The organism is Ferrimonas lipolytica, from assembly GCF_012295575.1.
Lineage (GTDB): Bacteria > Pseudomonadota > Gammaproteobacteria > Enterobacterales > Shewanellaceae > Ferrimonas > Ferrimonas lipolytica.
Genome location: NZ_CP051180.1, coordinates 1,001,241 through 1,026,336, shown reverse-complemented (window position 1 = coordinate 1,026,336; position 25,096 = coordinate 1,001,241). Strand labels below are relative to the sequence as shown.

21 protein-coding genes and 1 riboswitch are annotated in these 25,096 nt (G+C 49.6%); of the genes, 4 read left to right on the top strand and 17 right to left on the bottom strand.

The window, feature by feature from the left end; all coding sequences use genetic code 11:
• Positions 1–100 precede the first annotated feature (100 nt).
• Entirely contained in the window at positions 101–730 is a 630-nt protein-coding gene (locus HER31_RS04845; protein WP_168659538.1) for a hypothetical protein, read from the bottom strand.
• A 756-nt stretch (positions 731–1,486) separates the two neighbouring features.
• Positions 1,487–2,203 (bottom strand): DUF554 domain-containing protein, encoded by a 717-nt coding sequence (locus tag HER31_RS04840; RefSeq protein ID WP_168659537.1) that lies wholly within the window; start codon positions 2,201–2,203, stop codon positions 1,487–1,489.
• Between the two features lie 683 nt (positions 2,204–2,886).
• On the opposite strand from HER31_RS04840, the gene HER31_RS04835 reads away from it, so the two are divergent.
• On the top strand, positions 2,887–3,981 hold the full coding sequence (locus HER31_RS04835) for a porin (protein ID WP_168659536.1): 1,095 nt from the start codon (positions 2,887–2,889) through the stop codon (positions 3,979–3,981).
• Positions 3,982–4,508: 527 nt separating this feature from the next.
• Here the strand turns inward: HER31_RS04835 and HER31_RS04830 are convergent.
• The 15 genes from HER31_RS04830 to HER31_RS04760 form a co-directional block, all read right to left on the bottom strand.
• A complete protein-coding gene (locus HER31_RS04830) occupies positions 4,509–5,519 on the bottom strand; it encodes a TIM barrel protein (protein WP_168659535.1) in 1,011 nt (336 codons plus the stop codon).
• Positions 5,516–6,385, bottom strand: coding sequence for a cobalamin-binding protein (locus HER31_RS04825; protein WP_168659534.1), 870 nt, complete (start codon positions 6,383–6,385; stop codon positions 5,516–5,518). Before HER31_RS04825 ends, HER31_RS04830 begins: the two co-directional genes overlap by 4 nt.
• A 29-nt stretch (positions 6,386–6,414) precedes the next feature.
• Positions 6,415–6,999, bottom strand: a complete 585-nt coding sequence (gene cobO, locus HER31_RS04820) for a cob(I)yrinic acid a,c-diamide adenosyltransferase (RefSeq protein WP_168659533.1) — start codon at positions 6,997–6,999, stop codon at positions 6,415–6,417.
• Positions 7,000–7,060: 61 nt separating this feature from the next.
• Positions 7,061–7,816, bottom strand: a complete 756-nt coding sequence (gene cobS / locus HER31_RS04815; RefSeq protein ID WP_168659532.1) for an adenosylcobinamide-GDP ribazoletransferase — start codon at positions 7,814–7,816, stop codon at positions 7,061–7,063.
• Positions 7,813–9,162 carry a cobyrinic acid a,c-diamide synthase CobB gene (locus HER31_RS04810; protein WP_168659531.1) on the bottom strand — a complete coding sequence of 450 codons (1,350 nt, stop codon included), beginning with the start codon at positions 9,160–9,162 and terminating at the stop codon, positions 7,813–7,815. The genes cobS and HER31_RS04810 overlap by 4 nt, the downstream gene beginning before the upstream one ends.
• Positions 9,156–10,610: a cobyric acid synthase gene (locus HER31_RS04805; RefSeq protein ID WP_168659530.1), complete on the bottom strand. Its 1,455-nt coding sequence runs from the start codon at positions 10,608–10,610 to the stop codon at positions 9,156–9,158. The genes HER31_RS04810 and HER31_RS04805 overlap by 7 nt, the downstream gene beginning before the upstream one ends.
• Complete coding sequence (locus HER31_RS04800; RefSeq protein WP_168659529.1) at positions 10,603–11,688, bottom strand: nicotinate-nucleotide--dimethylbenzimidazole phosphoribosyltransferase family protein; 1,086 nt, start codon at positions 11,686–11,688, stop codon at positions 10,603–10,605. Before HER31_RS04800 ends, HER31_RS04805 begins: the two co-directional genes overlap by 8 nt.
• A gap of 1 nt (position 11,689) precedes the next feature.
• Positions 11,690–12,319 carry a histidine phosphatase family protein gene (locus HER31_RS04795; RefSeq protein WP_168659528.1) on the bottom strand — a complete coding sequence of 210 codons (630 nt, stop codon included), beginning with the start codon at positions 12,317–12,319 and terminating at the stop codon, positions 11,690–11,692.
• Entirely contained in the window at positions 12,316–12,837 is a 522-nt protein-coding gene (gene cobU, locus HER31_RS04790; protein WP_168659527.1) for a bifunctional adenosylcobinamide kinase/adenosylcobinamide-phosphate guanylyltransferase, read from the bottom strand. Before cobU (HER31_RS04790) ends, HER31_RS04795 begins: the two co-directional genes overlap by 4 nt.
• Positions 12,834–13,700, bottom strand: a complete 867-nt coding sequence (locus tag HER31_RS04785; protein WP_238786891.1) for a cobalamin-binding protein — start codon at positions 13,698–13,700, stop codon at positions 12,834–12,836. The genes cobU (HER31_RS04790) and HER31_RS04785 overlap by 4 nt, the downstream gene beginning before the upstream one ends.
• Positions 13,697–14,227, bottom strand: a complete 531-nt coding sequence (cobU, locus tag HER31_RS04780; protein ID WP_168659526.1) for a bifunctional adenosylcobinamide kinase/adenosylcobinamide-phosphate guanylyltransferase — start codon at positions 14,225–14,227, stop codon at positions 13,697–13,699. The genes HER31_RS04785 and cobU (HER31_RS04780) overlap by 4 nt, the downstream gene beginning before the upstream one ends.
• Complete coding sequence (locus tag HER31_RS04775) at positions 14,224–15,219, bottom strand: FecCD family ABC transporter permease (protein ID WP_168659525.1); 996 nt, start codon at positions 15,217–15,219, stop codon at positions 14,224–14,226. Before HER31_RS04775 ends, cobU (HER31_RS04780) begins: the two co-directional genes overlap by 4 nt.
• The gene (locus tag HER31_RS04770) at positions 15,206–16,048 is read right to left on the bottom strand and encodes an ABC transporter ATP-binding protein (RefSeq protein WP_168659524.1); all 843 of its coding nucleotides are present in this window, start codon (positions 16,046–16,048) and stop codon (positions 15,206–15,208) included. Before HER31_RS04770 ends, HER31_RS04775 begins: the two co-directional genes overlap by 14 nt.
• Before the next feature lie 52 nt (positions 16,049–16,100).
• Positions 16,101–17,903: a TonB-dependent receptor domain-containing protein gene (locus HER31_RS04765; RefSeq protein WP_168659523.1), complete on the bottom strand. Its 1,803-nt coding sequence runs from the start codon at positions 17,901–17,903 to the stop codon at positions 16,101–16,103.
• Positions 17,904–18,078: 175 nt separating this feature from the next.
• Positions 18,079–18,249: riboswitch (cobalamin riboswitch) on the bottom strand.
• Between the two features lie 243 nt (positions 18,250–18,492).
• Positions 18,493–19,218, bottom strand: a complete 726-nt coding sequence (locus HER31_RS04760) for a helix-turn-helix transcriptional regulator (protein ID WP_168659522.1) — start codon at positions 19,216–19,218, stop codon at positions 18,493–18,495.
• 236 nt (positions 19,219–19,454) lie between these two features.
• On the opposite strand from HER31_RS04760, the gene HER31_RS04755 reads away from it, so the two are divergent.
• The 3 genes from HER31_RS04755 to HER31_RS04745 all read left to right on the top strand — a co-directional run bounded on the left by HER31_RS04755 (position 19,455) and on the right by HER31_RS04745 (position 25,080).
• Positions 19,455–21,539, top strand: a complete 2,085-nt coding sequence (locus HER31_RS04755; RefSeq protein WP_168659521.1) for a hypothetical protein — start codon at positions 19,455–19,457, stop codon at positions 21,537–21,539.
• Between the two features lie 1,871 nt (positions 21,540–23,410).
• The gene (locus HER31_RS04750; RefSeq protein WP_168659520.1) at positions 23,411–23,797 is read left to right on the top strand and encodes a hypothetical protein; all 387 of its coding nucleotides are present in this window, start codon (positions 23,411–23,413) and stop codon (positions 23,795–23,797) included.
• A gap of 143 nt (positions 23,798–23,940) precedes the next feature.
• On the top strand, positions 23,941–25,080 hold the full coding sequence (locus HER31_RS04745; protein WP_168659519.1) for a Shedu anti-phage system protein SduA domain-containing protein: 1,140 nt from the start codon (positions 23,941–23,943) through the stop codon (positions 25,078–25,080).
• The last annotated feature ends 16 nt before the right edge of the window (positions 25,081–25,096 follow it).

Genomic DNA, 25,096 nt, shown 5'->3' with positions numbered 1-25,096 from the left:
CGGCGCGTAGGTTGGCGCTGTTTTTGCCGGCTTTTTGTTTTTAGCAAAAACCGCGACAACCGTAATGCGTCCGATTTGATTGCCTTGTTATAAGCACTTGTTAACCATAATTCGGCTTACATTCATGGAGCATAAGGATCTTTTCAATTTGCTCAGAATAATCCAGTGCAGCTTTCATAAATAATGTTGTAACACCAAATTCATGTTGCTCTTTATTAAAAAACTCAACCATTTTTTCTAATTGTGTATCGCTGTAATCTCTTGCACTAGATAAACGACGAAGCTCTGAAACTGAAAGATTGGAAATATAATCTACTTGAATTTCAAATTCCTGACTTTCATCAACCAATGTTTTTACCATCATTGATTTTTTCTGTAGCGTGCTATGAGATAAGTGAATATTATAATTTCTAAGTAGCTTTATCATATGGAATATTGGATTTAATGATTTATAAATTCGATAGTTAATTTTAGGCAAATTTGGATACGTCTCTTTTATATACTCTTCAATACCAACAAACTCAGATAAAGCAGCTCGTATGTGAACCGTATTCTTCGCTTCTGTACTTATTATAAATTTATCTGAGTCTCCACCAACTTTTGCAAGCATGTAAATAACACCACAAAAACGATCATAAATATCAAGGTATTTTTTTAACTCTTCTCGAGGTCGCGGTATCATTAAATAACCTGATTCAACTTTCGTATATTTTTCAAAATCTAGCTTCAAGTTATAACCTCTAGAAGTGCTTATAACAGCTTATTATGATGCGCGAGGCTTTGTAACACACGATGCTTCGGGCATTGTATGCACATTCAGGCAAAATCTTACCTTCGTCAATTGTATTTAACATTCAATGCCTTACCCAAATCACCGCCGCCAAAAATCCGTTTTTCTTGCGTAAACCACGCCACAACACGTTAATTACCTCGCCGCGTTAAAGTCGCAACTGCAATTAACGCCGTATTGGGCCAAACCGTGTGCCGCTGTTTCATTGTTGCCAGCCTACATGCCTTTTTGAGTGCGAAACATATTCGAAATCAAGTTTTTCAACTAATTGTCATCTGATTTAGTCAAACTATGCTAGCGATGGGGTTTTATAGTGCGCTGTAAGGGGGCGGCTGCCGAGCCACACAGATGGTTGCGCCAATTGCAGTAACAGCGCATTGGCATAATTGATAGAAGGAATACCCTTAAAGGTGGCTGGGTTACATGAGTTAGTTGGATTACATGAGTTAGTTGGATTGTGTGAGTTAGCTGAATTGCATGAGTTAGCTGGATAGATAGCGATAGGCTAATTTTGAATCCCTGCGCCAATCCACTAGCGCCAACGCCAAATAGGGGCGATTAATTGAACAAGGCGAAAGCCGCCGCTACTCGGTGTTAGCTTGGCCACTGCGGGGATTCAGAATTGTTGCAAGCTTGCAGCTGGCTGGGTTCGCCTTGGTGAGATGCCAAATTAGAGTGCTATCTAACTAACCGCAGTTAACTAAAACCTAGATGCGCCCAACCAATGCTAAACGGCACAACGAGGATCAGCCCAGGAAGGTAGTTTACTACTGAAAAATCCATGATCTTAGCAATTCGCAACCCTATGGCTACCATGATGATGCCGCCGAGTGCGGTAAAATTGGCAAATGTTGCGCCGTCCATCAAAGGCATAATGGTTTGCGCTAACAAAAACAGCACGGTTTGCACCACAAATTGAATTACGGCAATAAAGATAATGCTCGAGCCTAAGCTGATGGCGAAAATCATTGCGGTCAGAAAATCCATAAGTGACTTCATCATCAACAGCTGGTTGTCGCCGGTAAGCCCTTCCGTTAAGGCACCTATAACCCCAAGGCCACTGGCACTAAACAACACAATAAGTGAGGTATATTGCATCGAAAATTCGGTTTGAGATAAACCACGAGGCAACGGTAAGCGCTTTTTAAGCCGGCTCTGTAACCTTTGCGCGCCACTACCTGCGGCGTTTTCAAGGCGGAGAAACTCCCCTAAAGCGGTACCTATAATAAATGCCATCACCACCGGCAGCATATTATCCACTTTGCCTAACATGGTTATGCCAATAGCAAATGCAGACAACGCAAAGGTGGCAGGTAGGCCTTGCTCTATCCGCTTAGGGATATGCTTAGCTAACGTACTGCCAAATAGCCCACCGCCAACAATGGCAATAGAATTAAATAATGGTCCAAACATCAATGTTATTCTCATACTCCGTCAAATGTCATACATATTACTATAAGGCATATTGGTTGGCTATACTCACTCCTAATCACCAGCGCATCATTCCGCATTAATCGCACCACTAAGTGTAACTAGGCGTTACCAAGGCCACCTAGAGTGTGCCTGTAGTTAACTACGCCGAACCCTATCCGAATTAATGGCTGGTTAATTTAATGGCGCAAGCAGCCAAAGCTTCAACCTGCGTTTTAGCCTATATTGCAGCGATTGATTAGATAATTGGCTATGCGCAAGGTGAGCTTATTTTAATTAACCTCATCTTATGGTCATATTTGTTCCCATAGGAACACACTTACCCAGCGTTAATATTGGCTAGCATTATAACTAACGTAGATTTAGCGCCGGTCAATTATTGCACAGTGGCTGAAGTTAATTCGCGCACTACGCTACAAAAGTAACCAACTATGTATTAATTCACAGCAATATAAATTTTATTTGGTGATAGAATCGCAGCTCTTTTTTATTAGCCAACAACACATCTATATTCTGTGGCAATTAATTGCCTGCCAGAATTGGTTACTTTGACAAATATTTAACAAATGGATTACCTGAATACAGAGTCTATTTAGATATTCGTTGTCGATTACCGCTTGGCTTTTACCTCATATAACTATTTTAGATTGGATTTAAACCTATTCATGAAACGCTCAACGCTGTTTATTGCCGTTCTTGCCGCTATGTCCCTCCCCTCTCAAGCTATGGAGTTGGTCGACGATGGCGTAAATAAAGTAACTTTGGGCGGCCACCTGTCGGTACAACTGAGTAACTACGATTGGTATCAAGGCATCGATGATTCTACCGAGCTAAATGCTAACTCGCCGCGAGTAAACCTCGCTTTAACACGCGATATGGGCGAAGGCTTTACGGTTGAAGGCAAAATCGAGTCTGGTTTTAATATGGATGAAGGCGGTAACAGCTGGACTACCCGTCTTGGTTACTTGGCGGTAAAACACGACAGCTACGGCCGCCTTTCCGCTGGTAAAGAGTGGTCTACTTACTACGATGTGGCATGGTGGACTGACGTAACCATTGCGTTTACCTCGGATCAACTGGGGATCTACAGCAACGACACCGCTGGCGACGACACCGGTATGGGCCGTGCAGATCAAGTTATTCAGTACCGTAATAACATCGCTCTAGGTGAAAAAGGTCGCTTAAGTGCTGGGGTACAGTGGCAAGGTGAAAATGGCGCCTTGGATTCCCGTGTTGGTGGCAGCCTTATCTACCAATACGACCAAGCGCGAGTGGGCATCGCTTATGTCGGTGGCGATGTAATTGAAGATTACGAGCTATACGGTGCAACCATAATTGATCTGTCTAAACACCAAGATACCCTCGAGTCGTGGCAGCTAAGTGCAGCCTACGGTAAATGGAGTAAGGGCTTGTACGTGGCAGCGGCTTACCAACAAGGCACCAACACCGAAGCTGGCATTCGCTTCGCCGGTGACAGCATCGGTTTTGAAGCCATTGGTTCTTACGGTTTTAAAAGCAATACTACCGCCTTTGTGTCGTACCGCCAGTTAGAGTCAGACGGCGATGTTGACGTAAGCTCCAACTATGGTGGCGACTATGCCGACGACGGTGACGGCGAATGGAACGAGTCGTTCGTAACCGTTGGTGTGCATCAGTTGTTAAGCGCAAACACCATGATCTACACCGAATACAACGTCAGCACCGGTGACGATCGCAATGGTGATAACCAGTACGCTCTGGGTTTCCGATTATTCCTGTAATCGGCCTTGGCACCGCAGTGATTGCTCACCTATTGCCCTGCTATTACCTAAGCATTAGTTAAGCCGCTGGGGTGCCAAATAAAAGATTGTGGCGTAGTTAGCTGTTGAGGTTTATATCAAGCCTTCGGCGGTACCGATTACAGTACTCTTAGGGGTTATGTTGCGGTGGTGACGGCACATTCTTGTATGCATTAGGGGGTTATGTCGCGGTGGCGACGGCACATTCTTGTATGCATTAGGGGGGAGCTTCGCCCCCTTTGGAATCCCCCTTGCCTTAATTGCAGTCCAAAACGCTTCGCTGAACTGCTCCAATGCGGCAGCAGATCAACGGCAGTAGTGCCTTACCCTCTGTATCGCGACTCACTTAGTCAGTGCGTTAACAGCCTTGGCAAGAGCAACACTTAGTTGGTACACAGCCAAATAAAACGGGCGCTATCGTTAAGATAGCGCCCGTTTTGGTTGTATTAGAGCGGGGTAGATCGCGCAATTAGTTACGCTACTAATTGCGCCCCAGACTACACGGCGGTTTAGGCAACAAACTGGTTATCTTGCCCGCTAAGGGGCAGCTGCTGTGCCAACGCGGTTCGCTGCACTGCAATCGCTTCCCCCCAAAGTGCTAACGAGTCTTGCCGTAACTCATGCACTAGATGATTTGGCGCAATAAGCTCAAGCAGCGGCGCTATGTTGGCTTGCGCAAACGGGCCGTGGTTATCAATTTGGCTAACGTGCTTAAGTGCCACATCCAAGCGTTGCCAAAAATCGTTGCAGTGCTGGTATGGCTGCCGAGTTAGCTTGCTCTGCTCAATGTATGCGCCGTTCAAACTGCAGTTAAGGTGTACCGTTTCAATCTCGCGCTGTAGATCAAGCTGCACCATGCGCTCCATTAACCAATCAATGCCCGCTTGTTCAGTGCGTAAACCTGAATTGGTTGCCATCATGTGGCCGGTATCAAAGCACAGCCCACAGTTGTCGTAATTCACCAAGTGCCGCAACAAGTCGTACTCACAGCGATCATCTAAGCGGAAACTGCCCGGCCACCACAGGTTTTCAAACAACAGTTTGCCACTGAAGCGGCTGCCTTTAAGGGCGGCGTTTAGCAGTTCAGCCATCAATACCATGGTGTCGCGCCAGTGCCACGGAAACTGCTGGTCAAAGAGGTTCTCTAGATTGCAATCAACCGGATGAAACACCACATAAGGGGCGCCACAATCCTCAGCAAGATCGAACTGCTTGCGATAGCTGGCAACCAGCTCGTCGGGGCTGTTACAGCCGAAAAAAGTAATGATGTTTTGTTGGCTATCAAACAGCTTTAGCAGCTGGGCATTATCCTGCTGCCAAAACGGTCTAAGGTTGGTGTTGAAGCTAAGGTGCAAGCCACCAACCTGCTCGGTCGGAATGGTGGCAACATCAACATCGCCGTAGGGGTAGATTTCGTAACCATCCATGCCGTGGGTCGCCAACCATTGCTTTGCTGCTGGCCAGTCTTCCAGTAGATGCCCCGGTTGTGGCGACACGCAAACATTTAGCAGCTGTTTCATCGGCTTGCTCCAGTTGCGTTAACGACGCCAGCATAGCTATGCCGCGCTCGTTGCACCGCTTGGCAAATCTCAGCCATACCTGCCAACACCCGTGGGCCGGTGCGATTAACTAAGTCCCGTGGCAGCTTCACCATTAATTGATGTTTTACCGCTGGGATCTCCGGCCAATCTTGCCACTGAATAACGTTTTGGCGCGCGCTGCCGTGGGCCTCTGGCTCTAGAATCAACTGCGGCGACTTCACCAACACCTGTTCAATACTAACTTGCGGATACTCCGCCGCAGCACCAGCAAACACGTTTTCAGCACTGCAATCACTAAGCAGCGAAGTGATCCAACCGCTAGAGACCGTGGTTAACGGCTCTGGCCATATTTGGTAGAACACCGTTATCGGTTGTTGGTTACTGTAGCGCTGGCGTAATTGCGCCAACTTCTGCCGAAACGCTTCAGCTACCCTATCTGCTTGTTGCGGGTGGCCGGTTACCTCGCCAAGCTGCGCCATGCGCTGTGCAACTTGGTCGATGCTGGTTACCGAGGTATCCACAATCGGGATCCGCAGTTGCACAAGCTGCTGCAACAGCAGATCGGCGGTGCTCTGCTTTGAGATAACAATCAAATCTGGCTGCAACAACATCAACGCTTCAATGTTCAGTTGGTTATAGTTGCCAACGCGCAAGATCTGATTTGCCGCCGCCGGATAATCGGCGTAATCAACGGTGGCGATAATCTGCCCGCCGGCGCCAATCTCATACAGCATCTCTACTGAATGGGGCGACAATGCCGCAATGGTAGGCAACTCTTTGGCACTGCTAATGCTGGCCGTAAGGCTAAGCACTAATGTGGCAAGTAACGGCAACAGACGTGGCATCGCACACCCCTTGTTTTATATCGCAGTGGTTAAAAATCAACGCCTTTACGGGCGGCAATCTTGCTTTCAAAGGCGTGTTTTTCAGAGCGAACCTCACTGACGGTATCTGCCAGCGCTTTAAGCTCTCGGTGGGCAGCACGGCCGGTAATCACCACCGACATCTCACTAGGGCGCTCGCGCAAGGCAGTGAGGATGCTATCCAGCTCTAAGAAGCCCCAAGTCACCATGTAGGTCAGCTCATCCAACAACAGCAGATCAATAGTCGGATCTGCCAACCACTGTTGCGCCTGTTGCCACGCTTCACGGGCTTTAGCTTTGTCTTGTTCAATGTCTTCGCTATTCCAGCTAAAGCCGGTATTCATGGTGTGAAACGGCACATCAAGCTTGGTTAGTAGGTTGCGCTCACCGCACTCACCGTTACCTTTAACAAACTGCACCACCGCTACCTTTTGGTCGTGGCCTAACGCACGCACGGCAGTTCCAAAACCCGCGGTGGTTTTGCCTTTGCCATTACCGGTAATGATCAACAAAATGCCTTTCTCAATGGTGGCCGATGCCACCGCAGCCTCTACATTGGCTTTCTGTTTTAGGCGTCGGGCTTCGCTATTTTTCATGTTGTTCTCTTAAACTGTTACCGCAGCAACGGCGTTATTTGCCAGTGCCGCTTTAATTGATTTAGTGCAGGTAAATGGCGCACAGCGCTAGTAAACCGGTGATCTCCGCTACCTGTTGGGTGGCGCCTAGGGTGTCGCCGGTATAACCGCCAATATGAGATTTCATCAGCTGGCGCATTAGCAGGTAGGTAACCAACCAAGTGGCAATAAGCACCCCGGCAGCAGCCGCACTAAGCCACCACAATGGCAAGGTGCCAACCGTGGTTAGCAACACCCAATCGCAACGAGACAAGGTACGAGTGCGTTGCGGGGTTTTGTTGTCACCACTGCGGGCGTAATCGAGCCAACGAGGAAGCCAGCCAGCAACCACCCGCGAACCGCCATGCACTACCAGCAACGCTAGCGCCGCTTGCTCAGTGCTCAGTTGCATTAAGGCGGTAAGCTTAAACGCCACCGCAACAATCAAGGCCAACACCCCGTAGGTGCCGATCATGCTGTCTTTCATAATCTCAAGCTTGCGTTGCCGCTGCCATGCGCCCCAAAAGCCGTCGCACAAGTCTGCTAAGCCATCCTCATGGAATGCCCCAGTAACTAACATCATCGTTACCAATGACAACAGCACAGCAAGCGCATGGCCAACCAAAGGGGCTAATAGCAGCAGTAGCGCCGCGCCAATGGCACCAACCAGCAAACCAACCGCCGGAAACCAACGGGCAGACTGCGCAACCGAGGCAGGATCAAACGGCACCCATTGCGGCATCCGTAAGCGGGTTAGAAAGCCCATCGCCGTTAACAGCGTTAGCAGCCATTGTTTCATTTGCCATCACCTTGGGTTGCACTGGCGCCAAACCACTGCGCCACTAGCTGTGGGCAGCTGCCAAAATACCAATGCACGTAGGAAGCGAGGATTGAACCGTGTTGATACACCCCCTCCTCTACCCGAGCAGAATGGGGCTGCTTAGCAATGGTTAGCGGCGCAACCGCTATATCGGTTTTGGAGTAGTGAAAACAGTGGCCGTTAACCGCACCAGCGCCAACGCCGTTGTCGTCACCGCTAAAGGTGGCGGTAAGCATGCCTATGCCTTGCAATTTCGGCTGCATCGCGGCTTTGCCCGGCAATAGCCCCAACATCTTGCTGCTCACCCCGTCGATATCGGTTAACTCATCGAGCAGATAGAGCATGCCACCGCACTCGGCCACAATCGGTTTATTGCTTGCGGCAAACTGACGGATCTGGTCGATAAGGGCAGTATTGGCCAACAACTGTTGTTGGTGCAGCTCTGGGTAACCACCGGGCAGATAAAGCGCATCCGCTTGAGGCAAAGCGTTGCTGCTTAGCGGTGAGAAAAAGCTCAGCTGAGCGCCCATATCACGCAGTAGCGCTAGGTTGTCGTGATAGATAAAGCCAAAGGCTAGATCCTGGGCAACCGCAATGGTTTTGCCCGCCAACGCAGTGGCGTTAGCTAAGCGCTGGGGGCATGGTTGTTGCGGCGCAAACTCTACTGGTTGCGGCAACGGCATGTCGCAGCTTTCGCTAAGCAACTTGGCGGCACCATCAAGCCAGCAATCAAGCTGTTCCATCTCGTCGGCTTGCACCAAACCAAGGTGACGCTCTGGCAGCGCTAACGCCTCACTGCGAGGCAACCAACCACAAAAAGCGATGGACTCAGGCAAACTGTCTTGCAGCATCTTGCCGTGGCCTGCACTGCCAACCCGGTTGGCCACAACCCCAAACAGATCAACCCCGCTTTGGTAGGTAGCAAGGCCATGAGCAATAGCACCAAAGGTTTGAGCCATCTTAGCGGCGTTGATTACCGCTAACAGCGGCACCCCAAACTGCTGTGCTAATTTGGCACTGGATGATGGGCCGTCGTACATGCCCATTACACCCTCAATTAGAATTAGATCCGCTTGCTGAGCAGCGGCGTGCAGGTGGCGGCGACAAGCGGCGGCTCCCATCATGGTTAAATCTAACTGATGGCAGGGGGCGCCACTGGCGAACTCGTGAAACTTGGGATCGATAAAATCAGGCCCAGTCTTAAATACCCGCACCACCTTGCCTTGGTTGCGCCAGTAGCGCGCCATGGCAGCAACAACAGTGGTCTTACCGCTGTCACTTTGCGGCGCGGTGATCATCAACGCTGGGCAATGAGCGCTTACCATTTGGCTACCCCTGGGAACATCCGCTCTAGATCTAGAGATTGCTCTAAGGCATCCGCTAAGCGATCGATACCCGCTTCGCGCATGGCGTCCATATCTGGTGCAACAGAGTTGGTTAAACCAGCCCAGCTCAGCAACAGTTCACAGGCTTCGGTTTTATCAAACACACCGTGGAGATAGCCACCAATTACTTGGTTATCGTCGCTGATGGCACCATCATTTACGCCCGCCAGTACAAACGGTTGCTCGCCGTTAACGGTGGTAACGCCGGCGTGAATTTCATAGCCCAATAGCTCAGCTTGTTTGCCTTCAAGCGACAAGGTACCGGTTACCTGCTTGAGGGTTTTGTTTTCCGCTAAGGTGGTTTCGGTATCTAGGTAACCAAGGCCGTCGCTACTGCCCGGCTCGCCTTCAATTCCAAGTGGATCGTGGATCCGTTTACCCAGCATTTGATAGCCGCCACAAATGCCCAGCACCTTGCCGCCAAAGCGCAGGTGGCGCTCAATCTGTTTGTCCCAGCCCTGCTGTCGCAGTGCCGCTAAGTCACCACGTACGCTCTTAGAGCCCGGCAAAATAATCAGATCCGCTGCTGGCAACGGCTCGTTCGGGCGAACAAACACCAAGTTAACCTGCGGGTGTAATCGCAATGCATCGAAATCGGTGTGGTTGCTGATCCGCGGCAGCCCCGGAACCACTACGGTAAAGGTTGCATCGTCAGCGGTTTGCGCCACATTGATGGCGTCTTCTGATTCCAGATATAAACCATGCAGGTATGGCACCACCCCCAACACTGGCACACCGGTTTTCTGTTCAAGCCATTCAAGCCCAGAGGTAAGTAAGCTCACGTCGCCACGAAAGCGGTTGATGATAAACCCTTGCACCAACTGCTGCTCCGATTCAGACAACAACGCATAGGTGCCATAAAGGTGAGCAAACACACCGCCACGGTCAATATCTGCCACAATCACCACTGGGCAGTTTGCCGCTTCAGCAAAGCCCATGTTGGCGATGTCACTGTCGCGCAGGTTTACCTCTGCTGGGCTACCGGCCCCCTCAACCAAGCGTATATCCATGCCTTGGCCAAGGCGCTCAAAGCTGTCTAATACAATCTGCAGCAGCTCAGGTTTAAACTTGTGGTAGGTAACAGCATCCATATCTTTTAAGGCTTTACCGCACACGATTACCTGCGCACCGGTATCGGTATTGGGCTTTAGCAGCACTGGGTTCATATCAACGTGCGGCGCCAAGCCACAGGCTTGTGCTTGTACCGCTTGGGCGCGACCAATCTCGCCACCGTCAATGGTTACCGCGCTGTTGAGCGCCATATTCTGCGATTTAAACGGAGCAACCTTTACTCCTTTACGGGCAAGCACTCGCCCTAAACCCGCCACCATTACGCTTTTACCTGCGTCGCTAGTGGTGCCTTGAATCATTAATTTATTATTAGACATGGTTACTCTTAGATATTCGGTCGATGTGAGCCGCAGCAGCGTGGTCTAGTGCGGCAATAATCTGTGCTGATGAGAGTCCAAGTTGCTCTGCCAATACTAAGCAGCCGCCCAAACCACAGCCTTCAACAACTTGTCCTTGTTCGTATCGATGCAAACAGGGCGCCTTGGCCTGATTGAAATCGGTTTGATTCAACCCTAGCGCCACCCCATTGGGCAGAAAAGGCATCACTTGAGCGCCCTCGCCGTCCATAACCCAACGGGTGGTCGCAACGTCAATGCCATCAACGTTGCTGCCCTGCTTGGCTGCTGCCAGCAGTGGCGCAATAAACATCATGCCGCCGGCCAAAATCGGCTTATGCAGCGCCTCTGGCCAGGCGCGCAGTAATCGATAGATGCTGCGTTGAATCGGGTCGTGAAAGCGTCTATCAGCCAGCAGCGTGTCAACGCAAAAACCCGCCTGTGCCGCAGCGTAACTTTGCTCAATCTCCGCCAGCAGGTGCGCTTTCTTGCGTAACTTATCTGGATCGGTGGTGCTGCCTGCCGGACTTAATGGCAAACCGGTAAGCAGCCGCAACCAAAAGGTTGAGAAGGTGGTGCCACCAACGCCGCACTCAGCAATGATGTTAATTCCCTGCTTTGCTTGCGCAGTGAGGTTAGGGATAAGTTGCTCTGTGATCAGGGTGTCGGTATCGGCATCGATACCACCAAAATGCTGGCAATCTTGCCACCACGGTTGTGGCACTGCATCTGGGCACTGCACCCCAAAGTTGTAGCTGCGAAACGCTACGGTAAAGCCCGCTTGCTGCAGTGCCTGCAGTAGCCCGTGGGTTAACACCGAAGGGCTGATCCCGCCATTATCCAGCAACCCTTTGGCCACCAGTGCCGACGGTTTACCTAGCCCCGGCAGTAGGGTCGAGGCCGCTCCCGCCACAATCATTTCGCTATCGCGAGTTGGGGTAAGGTGCATCAAATCGGCACCAGCACCGGCGTCCGAAAGGTTATGTAACCCCGGCAGCTGGGTGGCGGCGGCATTAAGGATATTAAAAAATATCGTGCGGCTATTAGTGGGCAAATTCATGCTAGGCGGGGCTTCCGTCATCAACAAATGTGGATTGCTGTAAGCCCGCCAATTGCGGCCACAACTTCTGGTTTTCGTCTTTGAATGTGGTGAAATCGAGTTTGGCGGCGTGGCTAAGGTGCACTTGCGATAGGTGCGCGTTGCCGCTGTGCTGACCATTGAGCAGCCACCACAGCACCAGCCGAATCACCCCAGAATGGGTGAAGATCAGCAACCGTTGCCCGGGGTAGCGATTGCTCAAGTCGGTAATAGCGGCGCTAACCCGTTGCAGTAGCTGCTGGGTTGATTCGCCATTGGGCGGGCAGTTGTCAAACGGCTGCTGCCAGTACTGATTAAACTCCGGCTGCTGCCATAAACGTTGCAGTAGCTCGCCGTCCCAGTCACCAAAATCTAGCTCTTGCCAGTTATCGTCTATCTGCAGCGGCAGTTGCTGCGACGAGGCAAAGTGGCGAGCAAATGCACTACAACGCTTGCGCGGTGAGCTGATTATCTGCTCCGCTTCTAGCCCAGCACTGGCGTGTGCCATCATCTGCCAGCCAGCGTCTGTTAACTCCGGATCGCTCCGGCCTAAAAGCCGGTCGCAGTCATCAGGCTTGCCGTGGCGAATTAAGGTGAAGTAGGTATAACTCATCGCTTGCCGCCTTTGAGTTGCAGCGGCATTCCCGCCTGACAAAAGCAAACTTGGTCCGCCACTGCAGCAATGGCTTGGTGCAGCTCACCACTGGCGGCAACAAAGGCTTGGCTCATCGGATCGTCCGGGATCAACCCTTGCCCCACTTCGGTAGAAACCAAAATAACCTCGGCGCGGCTTTGCTGCAGTTGCTGGGTTAGCTGCTCAGTAGCCGCAGCTAAATCCGCCGACGCCATCATTAGGTTGGTTAGCCATAGGGTTAAACAGTCGACGATGATCAGCGCTTGCGGCTGGTCTAGCTGCTGCAACAACTCAATAAGCGCTAACGGACATTCATGGCAATGCCAATGAGCCGGCCGCCGTTGCTGGTGCAGCGCAATTCGCTGTGCCATCGACGGATGCTGCCTAGCAGTAGCGATGTAATGAATGTCGTGGCTGCCATTATCAAGCTCGGCAAGGTAATCCTCTGCTAATCCGGATTTACCGCTGCGAGCGCCACCAAGATAGAGACTGATCATGGCGTGTTATCCATAGCTGCGTAGGCGTTACGAGCGTCATCCATTACCTGACAGATCTGCTTCATGCCGTCCACTACGCGGGGGCCGGTACGATGCACTACATCGCCATCAAGGGTGATAACCTGTCCATTCGCTACCGCTGGCAGCTCCGGCCACAGCGTCCAAGAGACTCGTTCTTGGTTGGTTGCGCCTTCATATTTAGGCTTTAAGATCACCTGCGGCGACTTAACCAATACCTGTTCCATGCTCACTTGCGGGTAGTCCGAATGGGCATCTGCAAAAACATTGTGGCCGCCACAATCAGTTAAAATTTGGTTCATCCAACCATCTGAGGTGGTTGTCAGTGGTTCTGGCCACACCTGATAAAACACCGACAGCGGTGCTTTACCTTGGTATTGCTGGCGTAACTGCGCCAGTTGTTGCCGAAACTCGGCGGCAACCTTAGCGCCTTGGGCACTATGGCCGGTTTTGGCGCCTAACAACGCCATTTGATCCGCCACTTGGTCAATGGTGCTAACCGAGGTATCAATAATTGGTACCCCTAGGGTTTCCAACTGCTGGCGGATCTCGGCGGAGGTATCTTGTTGAGCAAACACCAGCAGCTGTGGCTGCAGTAGCATTAACGTTTCCATATCGAGTTGATCGTAGCGCCCTAGCCGCGGGATAAGCTGCGCCGCTTGAGGGTAATCGGCGTAATCAACGGTGCCGATGATCTGCTCACCAGCGCCAACCTTAAAGAGGATCTCCACCGACTGTGGCGACAGCGCCACAATGGTTGGTTTGGCTTCAACGGTGGCCTCGGCTAGCGCGCTTAAGGCGATGCACATTAGCGCTAAGCTACGGCCAATAACCATCAACTTCATCGTTTTAGCTCCACTGGCAAGCCCGCTACCGTCAAGGTAACTTGGTTAACCCGCTGTGCCAGTGCTTGGTGCAGCCAACCACACTCATCAACAAAGTTACGATTGTCTTGGCCAAGTGGTACCACCGCTTGGCCAAGCTCATTGCCAATAAAAATCACTGGGCCATTTAACTGCGCTAACGCCTCAAGCAATGCCTGCTTGGGGTGCGGCCAACTGCTGTTATCAGCAAACATCTCATTGGCAAGCCACAACGTCAGGCAATCAACCACGATTAGGCGGTCTACGCGGCTGTTTTCGAGCAGCGCGGCAGCCAGATCTCGGCTGGTCTCAACCGTTAACCAATGGGCTGGACGATTGGCTTGATGGTGAGCAATACGCGCTGCCATTGAGCCTTCGCCGCTATGGTTTTCAGCGGTGGCGATAACCATTACCTCGCCACCGGTTTGCGTTTGCCACTGTTGCGCTCGGGTTTGTGCTAACCGGCTTTTGCCAGAGCGGGCACCACCAAGGATCAATTGTTGGCTCATTGGCCACCTCGACGTTTAATGAGTAAGCCGATAAAGAACACGCTACCGATGATGGCGGTAACCACCCCCACTGGCAGCTCTTGGGCTGGCAGCAGTTTGCGTGACAGCAGATCAACCCACACCATCAACACCGCACCAAACAAGGCGGTACAGATTAAGGTGACGCTGCTGGCTGCGCCGATAATCATGCGGGTAATGTGCGGCACCATCAGGCCAACAAAACCAATGCCACCGCAGTACGCCACCAGCGACGCGGTAACCAATGCGGTTAACAGCAGCATGCCCAAACGCAGCGGCACCACCGCCACCCCTTGGGTATGAGCGCTTTCGTCGCCCGCCATTAACGCCTGCAATTGGCGCTGACACAGATGCACAATAAAGATGGCAGCAACCACAATGGTGGCGGGATAAACAATGGTGTCCCAGCTGGCGCGGCTAAAGCTGCCCATAGTCCAGAACAGCACCGCCTGTACCGCTTGGCTATCGCCAAAATAGAGCACGAGGTTCGCCAGCGATGACAACAAAAATGAGATGGCAACACCGGCTAAGATCAAACCTTCGACTTGGCCATCGCGGGCCATCACCATCACTACTGCCACGGCAATAAGTGAGCCTAAGAAGGCACACAGCGGCAGGCTTAATCCACCCCAACCACCAGCAATGGAGATAACCGCCCCGAGTGAGGCACCAGCGGAGATACCAAACAGATAAGGGTCAGCCAACGGGTTGCGGGTAACGCTTTGCAGTACCGAGCCTGACACCGCCAAACCGGCACCACAGATCATCGCCAAAATCACTCGCGGTAGGCGCAACTCAATAATGATGCGTTCCGCCAGCTCGGTTGGGGTTTGCCCAGTTAGTGCCAGCCATGCGGCATTGAAGGTGGTGGCCAACTCAATATCGGCACTGCCAAAGGCGATAGCCACTAAGGGCGACAACAGGCACAGCGGCAGCAGTACCAGTAATAACAAACGAGGATTAACCAATGGCATTGCTTTGGGTGACCTCTTGTGTGGCAGGAGCAAATTGGTAAGTAACCCGAGGGGTGTCTTGCAGCGGGTGGCGATCAATAATGGTTTCTACGCCGTAAACCCGTTTTAACTGGCTGCTGGTAAGCACGTCGTCAACGTCGCCCATGGCCACCAGTTTGCCCTGTTCCAGCAACGCTAAACGGTCGCAAAATGCCGCTGCCAGATTAAGATCATGGATGGAAGCGATAACAGTAATGCCAAGGCTTTTAACCAGCTGAAGGGTTTCAATCTGGTATCGAATATCAAGGTGATTAGTGGGCTCGTCGAGCACCATTAATTGCGGTTTTTGCAGCATTGCTCGAGCAATCAATACCCGCTGCTGCTCGCCACCGGAGAGCGACTCAAACCGTTGCTCTGCCTTAGGCAGTAAAGCAACTCGTTGCAGCATCTCATCGACCTGTTGTTGGTCTAACAGCTTGCTGCTGCGCTGCCAAAAACGTTGATGAGCTAATAGACCGGTTGCCATAAACTGGCGCACCGTCATGGAAAAACCAGTTGGGCAGTGTTGCGTTACCACAGCCACCTGTTGGGCGAATTGGCGCTGGGTTAACGACCACACCGGTGTACCGTTAAGCAGTACCTTGCCACTGTCTGGTTTGAGGTAACGATAGAGACAACGTAGTAGCGTTGATTTACCCACCCCATTGGGGCCAAGCAAGCCAACAAATTCGCCCTGCTCTACCTCAAAGCTTATCTGCTCTAGCACCCGTTTTTCGGGGCAAGACCAGCTCACCTGTTCAACCGTTAGGTGAGCAGATTGTTGTTTAGAATCACTAACCAGTTTTAACATACAACTCTCATAACAAAGGCAGCTGACCTTGCGGCCAGCTGCCTTATGATGGTTAGAAGCCCTTATAAGTTAGGCTAACAAACCACTGTGTTCCCGGCTCGAAGTAGTCAGCTTTGGAGATGATCTCTTCGTCCAGAAGGTTGTCGAACTTGGCACGCACTTCCCAGTTATTGGCGAAGGCGTAGCCAACACTTAAATCAACGTCGTGATAGGTATCTAGGTACTCATCGTAACCGTTGTAGCTCTCACCCTGCAGGTGATAGCTCAGTAACACATCAAACTTATCCCAATTGTAACCAACCGAGTAATCAAACTCATGCTCGGAACGGCCAATCAGCTCTTCGTTTGCTTTTGAGTCTTCAGCATCTAAGTAGGTATACGCTACCTTATGGTTGAAGCCATAGGTTGAGAACTCAACAAACAGCTCGGCGCCAAGGATTTCCGCTTCGTTGATGTTGGCTGGCAGCCAGTTGCCAGATGCATCTGGTGCCCAGGCAATCATGTCTTCAATTTGGTTGTAGAACACACTGATGTAACCAGCAACGTTGTTACCGCCGTAGTGCAAACCCAGCTCGTAGTTGTCTGAGTTTTCAGAAACCAGATCTGGGTTGCCGCTGAATGGCCAGTACAGATCGTTAAAGCTTGGGGCACGGAAGCCGGTGCCGTAGCTGCCGGTTAGCCGCCATTGGTCATCGAAGCGGTACGCAATGCTGCTGTTGTAGGTTACTTCGGAGTCGATCTTTTCAACGTCATCATAACGAATGGCCGCTTCCAGCAACCAAGCGCCAACGTCGTAACGAGCTAAACCAAACACGCCCCAAACGTCACGTTCGTCAACGGCGTAATCGCCCTTAACGCTTTCGTTGTACCAATCAACACCGCCGTTGAGGGTTAGCTGTGCCAAGTTAACTTGGTTAGACCAACTGATTTGATCACGGCGGGTCTCGTAGATATTGGTGCCAAGACTCTTATTGCCGTTGATTACCTGCTCGTTAAAATCACGGGCTTGGGCAACCTCTAAACGGCTGGTCCACAGCTCTGTTTGGTATTGGCCAGCAAGGTTCCACATATGGTTTTTGTATTCTGATTCGTTATGACCTTGAATCAGCTCGCCGGTCATCCAATCGCTGTATACGTTGTCGTAGTCGTAGTCGCCATCGTTTAATTGGCCAACCCAAGATAGCGAGAACTGGTCGTTAATCGCTTGGTCGCCACGTAACGCAACGCTTAAACGCTCGTAACCGTCGTCATCGCTTTCGCTGTCGTCTTTTACGTCGTAACCGTCGCTGGTTTCTCGGTTGATGGTGAGGCTGCTGTTACCAATGCCAATACCAGCGCTGGTACGCAAGTAGCTGTCTGACCCTACTTCGGCAGCGGCATACCAATCACCTTGGTCGAGCTTACGAGTAAAGATTTGTACCACACCGCCAATGGCATCGCTGCCCCATACGGCTGCACGCGGCCCCTTAACGATCTCAATACGTTCAATCTGTTCTGGGGAAAGGCTGGAGAATGACACGCTGCCCAAGGTAGCAGAGCTGATACGTACGCCATCAACCAATACTAACGCGTGGGTAGAGCCAGTGCCGCGAATTGAGATTGAACTTTGGGTACCGGCGCCACCGTTAGACTGAACCGACACACCAGGAACGGTTTGCAGTAGTTCGGTAACGGACTTAGGTGAGATTTGATCGATTTCGGCTCGGTCAATGACATTAACAACCGCCAATTGGTATTCCGCACTGCTTTCAAAGCGATCGCCGGTAACAACCATGACATCATCGAAATCTGCCGCAACAGCAGTAGAGGAGGCAATTGCCAGTGCAACAACCGAAATGCGCGTTTTTAAACTCATGAGATTTCCTATTATTTTTGAGTTTCAAAAGCGCGGGAAATTTTTGAGAATGGCCAAAACGCCATCAACTACAGACAGGAACAGCTCAACCGAGAAATCGTTATGGCGCGAACAGTCCTTAGCGACCATAACGTTGCAGAGGTTTAGCTGCATATCTGCTCAAGAAACCCGCTTGAGTCAAATTGATTTTGAGGTAGGTCTCCTGGCTTCCAGTCTCTAAGAATGTTCCTTCCCAGCATCAGCCAGTGGTTACAACATTCCGCTCTGGTTACAGTTGCGAGTACAGCTACGGCTTTTATCCGTATTCCCTGTTATGCCCATGGGCACCTCAAATCTGGAACGGATAGTAAAGCTAACAATGACAAGAAGATAATGCAGAGATCACAATCCGCCGCGACCGCTCAATAGTGTGTGAAAAACTACAGTATTAACGTTCGGGTTGGTTTAAATGCGAGCAAGGTTTTGGCAGGGAACGTTCAGTCAACTTTATTTATGATAACAATCTAGAATTAGTTATAGAATTAGTTGATAACAATTAATAAGACTAAACTAAACGCCTAGCCTTATTAATCATTTGAGAGATATTGATTTATATAAGCATCATTTGATGAGCGACATGAACCAAATGAGAAGTATTTTGAGCTTCCAGTACTATCTTGGCTTTTTCAATATGGTAATCAACCCCACGAGCAGACATATAATGAATGTCTGACAAGTCTTTTCTTGAGCGTCCCTCAGCAAGGTGTTTAATAATTGATATAGTGGATGGCTTAAACAGTTGATAATCTTCAAACGGGCCGGTTAGCACGCGCTCTGACACGATGTGGGTGCCAACCATTTTAATGTCAGCCATCAACTCATCCATGCGGGCAAAGCGCTGTTCGTCTGTCATTGGGCAATCCAGCGCGTAAAATAGGCTATAGCAGCCCTTTAACCCTTGCCAGTTCTGCAAAGGGAAGGTAACTGAAAGCTGTTTAGAAAAACCTAACTCTTTGATTATACTTAGCTTAGATTGTTGTTGCTTTAGGTTTTTGTCTTCCAACCAGACATGCTTATCTTTGTTCGATGCCTTAACCAAATCTGGGTCTAACCGAGTCATGCTACTGCGGCTACGTTCAAATAAATAACTCACCTTTGCCGACGAGAATAATATTGAATCGCGCGACTTAAAGCTTTTAAGCCAACTTTTACCCAAGCGCTCATTCGGCTCGGCAAAGTCGATAATAAATGCCGACTCTACGGCGCCTAAGCGTTGTGTAAGTTCAACAAGTTTACTGCGGCAATGCTCCATCTTAGCCAGTTGTTGCTGATCCATAGTATTTAGAATAACGCCTTAGATATATATTTTGCCGCCACTATATGTCTAATTTACTGCTTAAAATGTTAAACAGATCCAATAACAAAAATTATATCAATGGCGAACCAGATACGAGACATCCAGCACATTTAGTTGGTTCTGACGCAATTCACTGTGTTTTTCCGAAGTAACGATTAGCCGACGCACTCTCATCATAGTTATGGCAATAACATAACAACAGCAAGGATTATGAGATGAAGATAAAACACCCACTTTTGGCAATGGCGATGTCGGCATTGCTGCTTACCGGCTGTGGCAGCGACAGTGACTCGTCGTCTACTCCACCGACAACAACCGACCCGGTTGAGTCGACACCAGCGACCGGCACCGGCGCGTTTGATTACGCAAAAGTGTGGGGGCCAGATGTTAATTGGCAGATTGAAAACCCGTTCTACGCCTATATTGATGAAGTAGCCCGTGAAGATATGCTGCGCCAGTTCCAAGGCACCGGTATTCCAGAGAATGGCTTTAAGGTTGACCCTGCTGATCTGCGTGAACGCAAGATGGCCTCGTTAGCTGCTGGCGACGGTAAATACATCGAAAACGCCGCCTACAATGACAATCAAATTACCTTCGCTGACGTACTGCTGTACTTGAGCGATACGGTAAAGGGTTTCTCGGTTGACTACCAGTTTGACGAACAGCTTAACGCCTACCAATGGCAGGTTACTTGGGACGCAGACGGTGATGGCACCAACGAGTACGAAAGCGACCCCGATTGGTATGCCACCTACATGATCGACTTCGCCGAGTTTCGCCGTGAGAAGTTCTACGACGCTCAGGGTGAAGCACTGTACCTGCGCCTAGAAGACGTGCTGGTAGAGAACAACTCCGGTGTGTTATTTAAATCCTTTAGCCCAGCTATGACCGAACGTCGTGAACAGGTACAGCTTGATCAAGCCGAACGTCGTCGTAACTCTAAGCCGTCTTACTACTCGGAAGATACCGATGTAATTATTGTTCCTTCGGTGATGTTGATTCCAATTGAGGAGTTTGGTGTTGCCGGTGGTACCCCTGTGATGTTGCAGAACGTGGAAGCACGCTCGCATAACCTGCGCCCAGATATCTACAAGAAAGACCAAGCCATTACCATGGCTGACGTGATGCTGAGTATCAACGAGCAGGAACTGGCACAGGTTGGCTACTCCTTCTGGGGGACTTTGGAGTCTGGCGTAGAGCTAAACCACTTTGTGATTAACGAAGTAAACGGCAAGCGCAAAGGTGGTGCGCACGGTTACGTGATTAACACCGGAGTGTCGTACGCCATGAACGACTTTGCCGCTAAGTACCTTGTACCGGGCGTTGTTGGCCACGTTGAGATCTCTGAGTCTTACTGTGATCACAACGGCACCAGCAACTACTTAGACCCAAGCGACACCTCTACCGACTACCCAGATGGTTTGATTGATGCAGAGCCTTCAGCTGCGAGTAAAGAGCTGCACTGTAACCCTGAGACCACCGACGTCGAAGATTGGTTTGTTGACCAAGAGTTCCACCTGTTCAGTGACGTATGGCTGATGAACAACCCGGGCGATACCGTTACCGTGGTTAACTTCCACATGTACGATTACTACCCGCCATCAGAGTCCAAGCGTGTGGCTGGCGATGGCCAATGGCCGGAGTACGACGCTCGCAATGCCAAATTCGCGCTGGATGACACTCACTTCGGTTGGGGCATTGCCAACTGTGGCAACTGTCACTCACTCAGCGGCATTCACTCAGAAGGCGACATTGGCGCAGACTTGGGTGTGAACCCGAAAATTGTAGATATCTACGATACCGGTAAGATCACTTCTCACCCTGTTGATGACGTGTCTGAACTGGTTATTGCCCCGTATCAATGTGCTGAATGTCACGGCTCTAACGGTGCACCAAATGGTCACGGTGAGTTTGCTCGCTGTTACTGGTGTCACGCCGAAGACGTTGTGCCTGAGAACCACGGCTCGGTATCTACTTACATCACTCGTGCCGATGTCTATGGCGCCGATGCTGACAAGCTCGGTGGCAACAGCCCTGCGCTGTACAACCGCGCTTATGAATCTATCGCCGTTAACAGCGCCGATGAAGCGGCTATGGCAGAGTTAACTGCTGAAGTGCAAGGCTGGGATCATCAAGAGTCCACCACCTTCGACATGTTAGCGCCAAACGAAAACGTTAACTGGGAAGGCTTCTGGGGCATGTACCCAGCAGATATGAAGATCCGTACCAACAACGATTGGATGACAGACCCAACCTACCCTGACCCATACGCTTGTGTGACTTGTCACTACGACAAGTAAGCGTAATATTAAGAGCCCCTGCACAGGGGCTTTTTTTGGTCTGTGTTTTAGGTCGCAATTCAAAACGCTTCGCTGGACTGCTCCAATGCGGCAGCAGATCAATAGCGGTAGTGCTTTATCCTTTGTATCGCAACTCACCAAGTCGGTGCTTTTGGGGGGGCTATGTCGCGGAGGCGACGGCACATTCTTGTATGCAATTCTTGTATGCATTAGCGGGGGAGCTTCGCCCCCTTTGCAATCGTCCCTTTGCCTTAGGTCGCAGTGCAAAACGCTTCGCTGAACTGCTCCAATGCGGCAGCAGATCAATAGCGGTAGTGCTTTATCCTTTGTATCAATACTCGCCAAGTCGGTGCTTTTAGGGGGCTATGTCGCGGTGGCGACGGCACATTCTTGTATGCATTAGCGGGGGAGCTTCGCCCCCTTTGCAATCGTCCCTTTGCCTTAGGTCGCAGTGCAAAACGCTTCGCTGAACTGCTCCAATGCGGCAGCAGATCAATAGCGGTAGTGCTTTATCCTTTGTATCGCGACTCACCAAATCGGTGCTTTAGGGGACTATGTCGCGGTGGCGACGGCACCCAAAGGGGAGCTTCGCCCCCTTTGCAATCGTCCCTTTGCCTTAGGTCGCAGTGCAAAACGCTTCGCTGAACTGCTCCAATGCGGCAGCAGATCAATAGCGGTAGTGCTTTATCCTTTGTATCGCGACTCACCAAATCGGTGCTTTAGGGGACTATGTCGCGGTGGCGACGGCACATTCTTGTATGCATTAGCGGGGAGCTTCGCCCCCTTTGGAATCCCCCTTTGCCTTAGGTCGCAGTGCAAAACGCTTCGCTGAACTGCTCCAATGCGGCAGCAGATCAATAGCGGTAGTGCTTTATCCTTTGTATCAACACTCGCCAAGTCGGTGCTTTTAGGGGGCGGTGGCGACGGCACATTCTTGTATGCATTAGCGGGGGAGCTTCGCCCCCTTTGCAATCGTCCCTTTGTCTTAGGTCGCAGTGCAAAACGCTTCGCTGAACTGCTCCAATGCGGCAGCAGATCAATAGCGGTAGTGCTTTATCCTTTGTATCGCGACTCACCAAATCGGTGCTTTAGGGGACTATGTCGCGGTGGCGACGGCACCCAAAGGGGAGCTTCGCCCCCTTTGGAATCCCCCTTTGCCTTAGGTCGCAGTGCAAAACGCTTCGCTGAACTGCTCCAATGCGGCAGCAGATCAATAGCGGTAGTGCTTTATCCTTTGTATCAACACTCGCCAAGTCGGTGCTTTTAGGGGGCGGTGGCGACGGCACATTCTTGTATGCATTAGCGGGGGAGCTTCGCCCCCTTTGCAATCGTCCCTTTGTCTTAGGTCGCAGTTCAAAACGCTTCGCTGGTCTGCTCCAATGCGGCAGCAGATCAATAGCGGTACACTCCCACCAACAACCACCTAGTTGATTAACAGCTTCGAGGTTGATCTCGGTAGCAGCATGTCGATATGCCTTAAAAAGATGGATTATTTACTTCCACGTCTATTAAAGATAAAGCATGCTAGGATATGAAAATAAGGTGTATAAACCTACGCAATCACTTATTAATCCGCATTAAAGGTCGATGCGAGTTGGAGTCACTTGAGGTGAAATTAAAGCTGATTTTTATCGTGAGTGAGCATAAGATTTATCGCCCCCACGGGTGCAATAAACCCGCTGGCGTGTTTTCTACATGCGTAGGCATTGTATCACCCCCAAAAAGCGTTTTTGGCGGCGTAAGTTGGGGGGTAAACCAATGAAGCTAAAGCTAAAAATTACCGAAGATAGCTTTTGGCTGAAAGCACATACAATGCCCCAAGCATTGCGTGTTACAAAGCCTCTGGCATCATAATAAGCTGTTAGGTTGCTATGAAGGAAAGTTTTAGAATCTGGTTTATCGTCGAAATCTCTTTGTTTTCGGCGCCTGTTGCATTGGTGGCTGTTTTGATCCCCTTGATTCTAAGCAAAGGCGGTAGCTCCTTGGGCACAACCATGTTTATGGTATCGATGATGACATCCTGCTTTATGGCTATATTTTCAGTCATTAATCTGATGCTTTTTTCTTTTTCAAATAAAGCGGCTCGCTTCAAAAAAACAACTATCGCAAGTCTCGTTTTATGGTTAGTTCATTGGTTAGCAACGTGCACATTTTTAATGGCTGATTATGGGGTTAAAGCTCTTCTGTCTTTAGTGCCCGTGGCTGTGGTTGCGCACTTGGCGTTTATTAGCAAAGCGTATTTTCAGAGCGAAACCTAACAAACTGTTCAATTGGGACGTCAAAACTACGCGGCGGTTTAGTTTTGGTGCTTCGCAATTTTAATCCAAAACCGCCGCTACATTTTGCCGCCCATTAACAGGGCGTTAGCTTCTTAAGCGTTTCATCATAGAATGGAGTCAATATGAACGATTTTACACCGCCCCCATTAACTGATGAGGACGTAATTTTCAACTCTAAATTAGAGCACTTATACAACCATGAGTTTGGTGACGGACGATTTTTTCAAGTTATATTCTCCGATGAAAATGAAACCCATATAAAATTAGCGGCAAGAACTTGTCTTAAGGTTGTTTACCTCAAAGAAAAAGATGATATTGAGGGATTTGAAATAATTAAAGTTGTTTCAAATAAAGAAAAAGAACGGGTAAAATTATCTAAATTTAACTTGGAACAACTAACTTGCTTCTTAGAGTTTATCAAAGAGCTAAACTTCAAAGATGTTACTAAACGTCGTATATCTTTGGCTGATGATGAATTAAGTGTTTTAGATTCTGAAACTAAAGCAAAAATAGCTACACTTCTATCTGGAGAGGATGGTAGTGATGTAGTTTACGAGTTATTGGACAATGGCTTAATTACCAATCAAGATCTTGTAAATACAGGCTATAGAAAATACCAATTAGAAATATTTGATTCACTACTAAATAGAAACGGTTTAGCGAATTATAAAATTCAAATCGGTAAACCAAATACAAAAGATGAAACAGCTTGGCAGCATTTTTTTCAAGCCAACGAGTGGATATTTGGTTACGGTTTAGATTATAGGTTTCAAGGAATTCTCCAGAAAGAATTTCATGCATCAACATCTAATGCAGCAGGTAAAGAAGAGGTTATTGCTGACTTTCTTTTAGGTGATAAAAAATTCACTACATTTGTTGAATTAAAATTACCAAGTACTGAGCTTTTCAATAAGTCTAAAAATAGATCTAATTGTTGGAGCCTGTCTAACTGCCTAATAGATGCTTTTTCACAGATCCTAGAACAAAAAGCTAGTGGTCAAATTAAAATTGAAACTAGTAAAGAGCTTATTGGTGACAATTACGAAGAAATAACGCAGCATTCATACGATTCAAAAACTATTTTATTAATGGGCTCGTGGTCTCAAATTGATAATGATCCCACTGGTATTAAGCGGATTAAAGAGAAAACCTTAGAGTTATTTCGCAGAGATTCTCGAAACGTAGAGTTGGTCACTTATGATGAACTTTATGAAAGAGCAAGATTTATTGTTCATAACGAGAACCATTCAAAACGAAGCTAACAAGCCAATTCAAAGG